At 56.5% G+C, this 9,899-nt stretch carries 8 protein-coding genes; 2 read left to right on the top strand and 6 right to left on the bottom strand.

Going from position 1 to position 9,899, the window contains the following annotated elements; translation table 11 throughout:
- Positions 1-228, top strand: a 228-nt coding sequence (locus KP702_RS06810; RefSeq protein ID WP_215768686.1) for a hypothetical protein, incomplete at its 5' end; no start/stop codon positions are given.
- Between the two features lie 128 nt (positions 229-356).
- On the opposite strand, the gene clpB is transcribed toward KP702_RS06810, so the two are convergent.
- On the bottom strand, positions 357-2,957 hold the full coding sequence (clpB, locus tag KP702_RS06805) for an ATP-dependent chaperone ClpB (protein WP_215768685.1): 2,601 nt from the start codon (positions 2,955-2,957) through the stop codon (positions 357-359).
- Between the two features lie 89 nt (positions 2,958-3,046).
- Positions 3,047-4,126: an aldo/keto reductase gene (locus tag KP702_RS06800; protein ID WP_215768684.1), complete on the bottom strand. Its 1,080-nt coding sequence runs from the start codon at positions 4,124-4,126 to the stop codon at positions 3,047-3,049.
- 186 nt (positions 4,127-4,312) lie between these two features.
- On the opposite strand from KP702_RS06800, the gene KP702_RS06795 reads away from it, so the two are divergent.
- On the top strand, positions 4,313-6,514 hold the full coding sequence (locus tag KP702_RS06795; RefSeq protein WP_215768683.1) for a DPP IV N-terminal domain-containing protein: 2,202 nt from the start codon (positions 4,313-4,315) through the stop codon (positions 6,512-6,514).
- Here KP702_RS06795 and KP702_RS06790 read toward each other — a convergent pair.
- The 4 genes from KP702_RS06790 to KP702_RS06775 form a co-directional block, all read right to left on the bottom strand.
- Positions 6,511-7,071, bottom strand: coding sequence for a hypothetical protein (locus KP702_RS06790; protein ID WP_215768682.1), 561 nt, complete (start codon positions 7,069-7,071; stop codon positions 6,511-6,513). The two genes, KP702_RS06795 and KP702_RS06790, sit on opposite strands and share 4 nt — an antisense overlap.
- Positions 7,072-7,087: 16 nt before the next feature.
- Positions 7,088-8,479, bottom strand: coding sequence for a M20/M25/M40 family metallo-hydrolase (locus KP702_RS06785; protein WP_215768681.1), 1,392 nt, complete (start codon positions 8,477-8,479; stop codon positions 7,088-7,090).
- 124 nt (positions 8,480-8,603) lie between these two features.
- Positions 8,604-9,260, bottom strand: a complete 657-nt coding sequence (gene grxB / locus KP702_RS06780; protein ID WP_215768680.1) for a glutaredoxin 2 — start codon at positions 9,258-9,260, stop codon at positions 8,604-8,606.
- Between the two features lie 50 nt (positions 9,261-9,310).
- Complete coding sequence (locus tag KP702_RS06775; RefSeq protein WP_046900835.1) at positions 9,311-9,895, bottom strand: YqgE/AlgH family protein; 585 nt, start codon at positions 9,893-9,895, stop codon at positions 9,311-9,313.
- Positions 9,896-9,899: the final 4 nt, after the last annotated feature.

Below are 9,899 nucleotides of genomic sequence, written 5' to 3'. Positions count from 1 at the left end.
TCTAAACGTTCGACACTCAGGTCTCAGGAAAATAATCCCAAAACCAGCAGCACCAAAACGCCGCCAACATATCCCTTCCAATTCCATATTCAATTTTCAAAGATCATCATCTCAAACCGCCCCGGCCAAGCCCTCGAAGAAGGCCCCGCCGCGTCGGTGAACGGGCTTATACGGCCACCACCCAACACTGTCAAACAATCATCATACGATACTTATCCACACAACTAACCCACAGATTTCCTACACTTTTCCCCCTTACACACACTTTCCATTCACAAAACAAAACTAAAAAAAATCAAAAAAAAACGCCAGAAAAATCTGGCGCTTTCTTAGAAAGTCCCGGTTTCCCGCGACAATCAGTCTGCGGAGGACGAACGACCATCAATCGTCAGGCCTTTATCGTCCGCAGAGACGGTGATGGTGTCGCCATCCCGGATAGTCCCATCCAGCAGAAGTCCTGCCAACGGGTTCTGAAGGCTACGCTGGATCACCCTCTTCAGCGGACGGGCGCCATAGACTGGATCATAGCCTGCTTCCGCCAGCCACTCGGTTCCCTTCTGATCCAGATCCAGTGTGATCTTGCGATCGTCCAGAAGCTGACGCAGGCGACCCAGCTGAATGTCGACAATCCGGCCCATATCCGCGCGCTGCAGACGGGAGAACAGGATGATCTCATCCAGACGGTTCAGGAACTCGGGCCGGAAGTGATTGCGCACCACCTGCATGACCTGCGCCTGCACCAGTTCCGGCGATTCACCATCTTCCTGATTGGCCAGTACGTCTGAACCAAGGTTACTCGTCAGAACGATGATCGTATTGCGGAAGTCCACAACACGTCCCTGCCCATCCGTCAGACGGCCATCATCGAGCACCTGAAGAAGGATGTTGAAGATGTCCTCATGGGCCTTCTCCACCTCATCAAACAGGATGACCTGATAAGGACGACGACGCACAGCTTCTGTCAGAACACCACCTTCGTCGTACCCGACATATCCCGGAGGTGCGCCAATCAGACGCGACACTGCATGCTTCTCCATGAATTCACTCATGTCGATCCGCAGCAGAGCCTTCTCGTCATCGAACAGGAACTGGGCCAGAGCCTTCGTCAGCTCGGTCTTGCCCACACCCGTCGGACCAAGAAACAGGAACGACCCAATCGGGCGGTTCGGATCCTGAAGTCCTGCTCGGGCACGACGCACAGCATTGGCAACAGCCACCAGAGCCTGCTCCTGCCCGACCACACGCTCACGCAGCGTATCTTCCATACGCATAAGTTTGGCGCGCTCGCCTTCGAGCATCCGATCTACCGGAATACCCGTCCAGCGGGACACAACCGATGCAATGCCCTGATCCGTGACGCTATCTGCAAACAGGCCAGATTTGGATGCTGCGTCTTCCTCTTCCTGCGCTTTGGCAATCTGAGCTTCCAGGTTTGGAATCAGGCCGTACATCAGCTCGGAAGCCTTCGCGAGATTTCCCTGACGCTGCGCCACATCCACATCGGACCGTGCTGTATCCAGCTGCTCCTTCAGCTTCTGAATGGCGTTCACGCGATCCTTTTCGGCGTGCCACTCGGCACCCATCGCATCGGACTGCTCCTCCAGATCAGCCAGTTCGGCCTCAAGAGCCTGCAGACGATCCTTGGATGCCGTGTCGTCTTCCTTACGGATGGCTTCACGCTCGATCTTCAACTGAATGATGCGGCGATCGAGTTCGTCCAGAGCTTCCGGCTTGCTGTCAATCTGCATCCGCAGGCGGCTGGCAGCCTCGTCAATCAGATCAATGGCCTTATCCGGTAGGAAGCGATCCGTAATGTAACGGTTGGAAAGCGTTGCAGCAGAGACGATAGCGTTATCCGTGATGCGCACACCATGGTGAAGTTCATACTTCTCCTTGATGCCACGCAGAATAGAGATCGTATCCGCAACAGATGGCTCACCGACGAAAACCGGCTGGAAACGACGGGCAAGCGCGGCGTCTTTCTCGATGTACTTGCGGTACTCATCGAGCGTCGTCGCACCAATACAGTGCAGCGTCCCGCGAGCAAGTTCCGGTTTGATAAGATTGGACGCATCCATCGCACCATCGGAACGGCCAGCGCCCACCAGCGTGTGCATCTCGTCAATGAAGAGAATAACCTCGCCTTCGGCCGTCTCAACTTCTTTGAGAACTGCCTTCAGACGCTCTTCAAACTCACCACGGAACTTCGCACCTGCAATCAGGGCGCCCATGTCGAGCGACATCAGTCTCTTGTTTCGGAGCGCTTCTGGCACATCGCCATTAACGATACGCAGCGCCAGACCCTCAACGATTGCGGTCTTACCAACGCCTGGCTCACCAATCAGAACCGGATTGTTTTTGCTGCGGCGGGCCAGAACCTGAATGGTGCGCCGGATTTCCTCATCACGGCCAATCACCGGATCGAGCTTGCCAGCCTGGGCGATCGCCGTAACGTCACGCGCATACTTCTTCAGCGCATCAAACGTATTCTCGGCAGATGCGCTGGTCACTGTCCGCCCCTTGCGGATCTGAGCAACGACACGTTCCAGCGCGGAGGCATCGGCCTTTCCTTCAACCAGTGCTTTACCCGCAGCAGATCCGCTCGCAGCAATAGCCACGAGCAGGCGGTCCTGCGCAACGTGGCTGTCACCTGCGGCTTTTGCAGCGGCTTCAGCGGAGTCCAGCAGTCTGACGAAATCAGGCGTGGCTTGCGGCTGGCCTGCACCACCGCCCTGAACCTTTGGAAGCTTGGCAAGTGCTGCATCATTGGCAGTCTGAACAACTTTTGGATCACCACCCGCAGCCCGAATAAGGCCGGATGCAGCGCCCTGATCATCATCCAGCAGGGCCTTGAGCAGATGCTCCGGCGTCAACTGCTGATGGTAGTCTCGAAGGGCAATAGTCTGTGCGGCCTGAAGGAAACCCTGGCTCCGCTCAGTGAATTTCTGAATGTCCATTCTAATATGTCCTCTCATGCCCCGTATCGGCGGCATATGGTGTCTCGGTCGCCCCCGAAGGCGACGACCGGTGATGAATATTTAGGCACTCACTTTTTTGTTTCAAGGGCATCCCGATGACGTTTCGCTGGCCCGTGCAAGACCATATCGGCCTCCGACAGTCTGCCAAACGCATTCCGCTGCTGATGCCAGTAAGGATAAATCAGATCCGGCGCACTGACATCGTCAAGCCGTGCGACTTGTGCCTTCGTCAGACGCAGTGATGCCGCAGCCAGATTATCCAGCAACTGGGTTTCCTTACGGGCTCCAATCACTACGGAAGTCACACCCGGTTTGTGCAGCAACCATGCCAGCGCAACCCGCGCGGGCGAGACATCATGTTCCTCTGCGATCTCCACCAGCACCTCAACCGTATCGTAGAGTTTTTCGATATTGCGGACTTCCGGTTCTGGCCAACCCGAAATGCGGCGGCTATCCGCAGGCGCCGTCTTCCCGCGACGATATTTGCCCGTCAGCAGCCCACAGGCCAGCGGGCTCCAGATCTGAACGCCCAGTCCTTGATCCACAGCGAGTGGCAGAAGCTCATATTCCGCATCCCGTGCTTCTAGAGAATAATAGATCTGCTCGGAGACCGGCGTAATGAGACGGTCCCGCTCCGCGGCAGACAGAAGCTTCATGGCCTGCCAGCCAGCAAAATTGGAAAGTCCCGCATAGCGGATCTTGCCCTGGTCCCGAAGCGTCTGAAGTGCCTCCAGCGTCTCCTCAACCGGCGTCAGACCATCCCATTCATGCAGATAATAGAGATCAATATGGTCTCGCCCTAAACGACGCAGGCTATCCTCACAGGCATTCAGAATATGATGCCGCGACAGGCCCTCTTCGTTCGGGCCTTTGCCCGTTGGAAAACGGACTTTGCTGGTCACGAGCAGTTCCCGGCTTCTGCCTTTCAGAACACGACCAAGGATTTCTTCGGCTTCTCCACCCGAATAGGCATCAGCTGTATCAAACATGTTGACGCCATGCTCAACGCAGAGATCCACCATTCGTGTGGCCTCTGAGACGTCAACATTGCCGGTGGAAGCGAAATCACCCTGCCCTCCGAACGTCACAGAGCCAAAATTGAGTGCGGAAATTTTCAGGCCGGAGCGACCTAGCTGACGATACTGCATATCCATCAGGTTCCTCTTCTGAGACAGACCATGACACACAACACCTCAATGGTGGATCAGTCCCGGTAAAATCGGCCCCGCTCTCATCATCGTGAGCAAGGCGACTTCTCATGCTCGTGCACTCTGTTCAGGAACGACAGGTCAGTCCATGATTGATGTCAAAACCTTTCCTGTCCCGGAGCCGCCATGCCGTCATTCCGTCTCCGCAGAGCCCTGCTGTCCTGCGCGTTCCTGTCTTCCCTGCTTCCCGCCTTACCCGCCATGGCCTCCGAACCTGCATCATGCATGCTCGATCTTGCCAAAACACGGAACGGAACGCTGGGTCTGCCCACACGATCGGAAGTGACACCGGACGGGCATTCGGTTCTCTTCCTGCGTTCTGGCCCGTTCGACACACGCCTGCATCTGTTTCGCTACGATCTGCCTGACCACTCTCTGCACGAACTTGCAGCCCCGGAAGCTGGTCCAGAGCACTTGTCCGTTGAGGAGAAAGCCCGGCGAGAGCGCGCGCGCCAGTCCATGTCTGGCATCACCGACTATCAGATGAGCGAAGATGGCGGCACGATCCTGGCATCTCAGGGTGGACGCCTCATCCGCATTGCCGCTGATGACGGCCGGGTATCTTCCGTTGATGGCAACTGGATCGCCCCCCGTCTTTCTCCGGACGGACAGACCATTGCCGCAGTGCGGGACAATGACCTCTACGCGGTCAATCTGGTAACAGGCGCCGAAACACGCCTGACCACTACAGGCACAGAAACGCTGACCAATGGGTTGGCCGAATTTGCCGCAGCAGAAGAACTGGAGCGCCCGGATGGCGCCTGGTGGTCTCCGGACAGTCAGACCGTGCTGTTCGAAGAAGCCGATTCAGGCAACGTCGAAAAACATTACATCACTAATCCAGAAACGCCCCAGGCGGCTCCGGTTGAGTTCCGTTATCCGCGCGCCGGCACGCCCAATGCACGAACACGTTTTGGTCTCACCAGCATCAAAGGCGGAGACGTTCGCTGGATTGGCTGGGATCATGAAGCATGGCCCTACATGGCGCGTGCGGTCTGGCGGAAGAACGGTGGCCTGTTCCTTGTTCTGCTCAACCGGGAACAGACACAGGAACAGGTTCTGTCCGTTGATCCAGCAACAGGCAAAACGACGCTCCTCCTCGCAGAAAGCGACAAGGCCTGGCTCAATCTTGATCCGCGAGACGCTGGTGGCAGCCATGCCTTACCCGTCGTACTGAATGGCCAACAGGGTTTCCTTTGGGCCTCAGAGCGCGGAAAGACGTGGCAGCTTGAACATCACGCCGCAGACGGATCCCTGAAGCGGGTTTTGACGCCCGATACCCTCCCTTACGTCGCGTTCAATGATTACGACGCAGACAGCAACAGCGTTGTCGTGACGGTACGCCCGAACCGGATTGATAACGAGGTCGTCCGGATTTCACTCGCGGACGGCAAGATCACTCCGTTCATCACGGAGCCGGGCATCCATAATGTCCATTTCACCAATGGCACCCATCGCCTGCTGGTCGATGCGTTTGTCGCCGCAGACGGAAGTCGACGCACTCTTCTGCGGGACGCAAAAGGGAAAATCCTGGCCAGCCTCCCGGGTATTGCCCAGCCCCCTCACCTTCCCGTCCACGTCCAGTTCACAACGGCCGGGGAACGACAACTCGATGCCGCGATCATCCGGCCGGAGCATTTCCAGAAGGGCCATCACTATCCGGTCGTGTTGTCCGTCTATGGCGGCCCCGGCGTAAAGCTGGTGCATGATACACCGTCGAGCTTTCTGGAAGACCAGTGCCTCGCCAATCAGGGCTATGTCGTTGTCACGCTGGATGGACGCGGCACTCCGGGCCGGGATCATGACTTTGAACGTGCCATCAAAGACAACCTGATTGATGCTCCCCTTCAGGACCAGATCGATGGATTGCAGGGGCTGGGCAAAACCTACCCTGAACTCGATCTGTCACGGGTCGGTGTTTATGGCTGGTCTTTCGGGGGCTACTTCACGGCAATGGCCACCATCCGCCGTCCGGACGTCTTCAAAGTCGGCGTTGCAGGTGCACCCCCCGTCGATTTCGCCGATTACGACACCGCCTATACCGAACGCTATTTGAACACCCCGCAGAATGACCCGGAAGGATATCGCAAAAGCAACGTCCTGACCTATGCGGACGGTCTGAAACGCCCCCTTCTGGTCATGCACGGCCTGACAGATGACAACGTGTACTTCGAAAATACCATGAAGCTGACACAGGCGCTTCTGAAAGCCGGGAAACCTTACGATCTCCTTCTGCTCCCCGGAACGCATATGCTGCCTGATCCGCTCTTACGCGCGCGCGTAAGCCAGCGTCGTGCAGAGTTCCTGGGTGACGCTTTAAAGCCCTAAGGTTGATCTGCCTGGGCAGCATGATCCGAATGATTCGGAGAGGCGGCCCAGGCTTTCAACGCGGCCTGATATTCCCGCGATGCCTTGAGCCTTGGCAAATAGGTAATAGCCCGGCGGCTGGATGCCGGAAATGTCTGCCCATCAAACAGTCCCCGCGCTCCACAGTGCCCGACCCGGCAAGCACCGTCAGCGTCCTGCAAAACAATATCTTTCCCAGTCCGGCGAACTGTCAGGCGACAGGGCTTCTCGCCTGCCATGAAGGGTGGCTCCTGATACAGCAGAGCCTCTCCCTCCATGCGGCCGATGCCTGACAGGGAACACATGTGCCCATTGAAGAACTGTGTTTCTATTCGCAGATAGGCCGCCTCGGCGTTGACGGGCACAACCTCCAGAACATTGTCGCTCCAATAGGTATCACCCGACACATCACCATTTTTGAAATGCGTACTATACCGCCCGGAGAGCTGATCCTGTTCAGGAGCGGGCCGCCCCATCGCAGCATGAGTCATCGTCGCTCCCGCCAGAACCACGCCCAAACCGACAGCAACACTCCGCATCTACAAAGCTTCCCTCTTAGTGAGACAGCTCCGGAATCAAAACCAGAAGCGCGTCCATTGCCGGACCAACGGCGGAAACCGGCGTCCGTTCATTCAGTCCATGCATGAAGGAGTCTGAATTCTTGATGAAGATCGGGCTGATACCATAGCTGGGAACACCATGAGAGCGGAACCACATGCTGTCGCTCGCTCCGGATGACATGGCGGCAAAGACCGGCACATCCGGATAAATCGCATGAATAGCGGCATCAATCGCATGCACCACATCAGGTCGCATGGGAGACGCAGCAGTTTCAACAGACCCTTCTGTCGCGTCTTCAATCTTCATACCCGGGTCCTGCGCAGCATCCCGCAGCTCACCCATGATCGAAGCCCGGGAGTGCCCTGGAAAGATACGACAATTGATATTAGCCGTCGCCCGCTGTGGAAGCGCATTAAGCGCATGACCACCTTCAATCATCGTGACCACACAGGTTGTGCCAATCCGCCCCACAAAGGACGGGTCAGCCGATAGCGTGGCAACGGCCTTTTCATTGGCTGGATTGGCTGCGAACGCCTTCATGGCCGCCGCAATATCAGGCTTTTGCCAGCGGGCCGCGTTGACAAAGAAACTACGGCTCAGGTCATTCACTTCCGGTTTGAACCGATGTTGTTGGATCCGCAGAAGATCAGCACTCAGTTCATCAATGGCATTGACGGATCTCGGCTCCGAAGAGTGACCACCGGGGTTCGTAACGGTCAGACGGAAATCAGCGTAGGTTTTTTCCGCACCTTCCCATGTGAAATAATCTGGCTTCCCCGTCTTTTCATCCAACGTGCCATTAGCCCCGTCCATGTTCAGAACAAGCTCGGCATTGGACAACTTGTCAGCGATGATGGCGCCAGTTGCCATCGTCGTTTCCTCATCTCCCGAGAACTCGATGATGATATCCCGGCGGGGCACGTACCCTTCTTTTTTCAGCTCCAGCAAAGCAGAAACAGCCAGTGTATCATCCAGCTTCATGTCCGTTGAGCCACGGCCGAGCAGATAGCCATTTTCAATCTGTGGTTTGAAAGGATCATGCGTCCAGTCAGACGCCTTGGCTTCAACCACATCCATATGACCGGAAATCACCAGCGGTTTGAGAGAGGAATCACGGCCAGGCCAACGGGCAATCAGATACGCTGTATCCTTGTAGGGCGTGATCGTCACATCCGCAGGCGCAAAACCTCCCTTAACCAGAGCCTCCCGGAAAAGGGCTGCGACCTGTGGTGTCTGGTTGGCAGGCCCCGCGACCGATCGCAGAGCGATGGCCTGTTCAGCAAGGTTCAGGGCCTGCGTTGCGGCGTCATGATGCTGGGGAGCTGCAGCAAGCACGCTCCCGCTCATCAGGGCCAGTAACAATCCTGCGCCAATCATATTCCGCATCGTCTTCTCCTGCATCAGATGCGAAATCGTAACCATACGGACAGTGGATGCCTAGCCGGGGCGTTGCAGGACATTTCCATCCATCTGACGAGACGGTTTCAAGATGTCCTGCAATGGCCTCCCATCAGGCCGCAAACCCATCCAGCAGGCTCACACCGGATTTTTCAGACATGGTCTGACGGTAAGCCTCAACCCCCAGCGGGTAACGCAGCCCTTTGATGAGTGACATGCTGTGAAGCTGGGCAAACAGATGAATATCGTCGGTGGAAAGCGTGCCATTCACGGCTTCAGGAGACTGGATCAGAGGTTCGAGCTCTTCCAGCAATGCGTTCAGCTCTGCAATTTCCTTTGAGCCATCTGCCAGAATTTCCCAGAACGGGCCGGTAGATTCCTCCTTGCGGCGAATGAAGGCCGCCCGGGAAGACGTCGTCGCGAATTCAGGCAAGGGTGCGCAAACTGCGCGCGGCAGGAAGAGCCGATACGTGGCCTTGCTACTGGCACGCAGCCAGTCTGCAATGTCCTTGCGAACCGGCCCGTTCAGAACCGGCGCGCCCACTCCATCAATATGGGAGACGATATCCATGCTCTCCGGCATGTATCGACCATTCTCCTCCAGAATCGGGACAACCTTTCTCCCAACCATACTGATCGGGCCGGCTTCGTCGTCATTCAGGAAAATACGCTTCTCGAACGGGATGTTTTTCAGGCCAAAAATCATCATGGCCTTCACGCAGAACGGGCAGTGCTCATAAACGTGAAGGATACGGGTTGTCTGATTCATGATCTGAAAATCCTCATGTCTGTCAAAAGTCGTTGCTCCGAATAAATCGGTCAGGCTTCACCCATAGCGGAGGAGAGCAGCAGCGGATCAATATTGATGGCCGCCAGTGCCTTCCCCCATTTTTTCGAATGATCCATGCCAAAGACAATCTCATCACTGGCCGGCGCAACCAGCCATGAACTATCCCGCAGAATCTCTTCTTCAAGCTGACCAGGGGCCCAAGACGCATGGCCAATAGCCATCAATGCCCGCTTGGGCCCCTGCCCCGCAGCAAGTTCCCGCAGCACATCCAGACTGGCCGTCAACGTCGCCTGATCATTGACGCCCAGGCTGCCCTCTCCATTCCAGTCTGTCGAATGCAGAACAAACCCATGTGAATGATCGACAGGGCCACCCATACAGACGGCAATCCGGCGTTCCGGAGGGTTCGGCTCGATTCCGAGCTGCGCAAATAGATCATCCAAACCCGGCTGGGCCAGACGACGGTTGATAATCAGCCCCATTGCCCCGTCTTCGGGGGAGTGAGCACAGAGATAGATCACGCTCTGGGCGAAGACTGTCTCCGCCAGTTGCGGTGCCGCAACCAGGAGCATGCCTGTCAGGTTGTCATTCTGTCCGGCGAGTGTTTTCTTCATTCTC

The organism is Gluconobacter sp. P5B12 (assembly GCF_018812035.1).
GTDB lineage: Bacteria > Pseudomonadota > Alphaproteobacteria > Acetobacterales > Acetobacteraceae > Gluconobacter.
The sequence above is the reverse complement of the archived record's forward strand: the minus strand, read 5'-3'. Positions and strand labels throughout refer to the sequence as shown.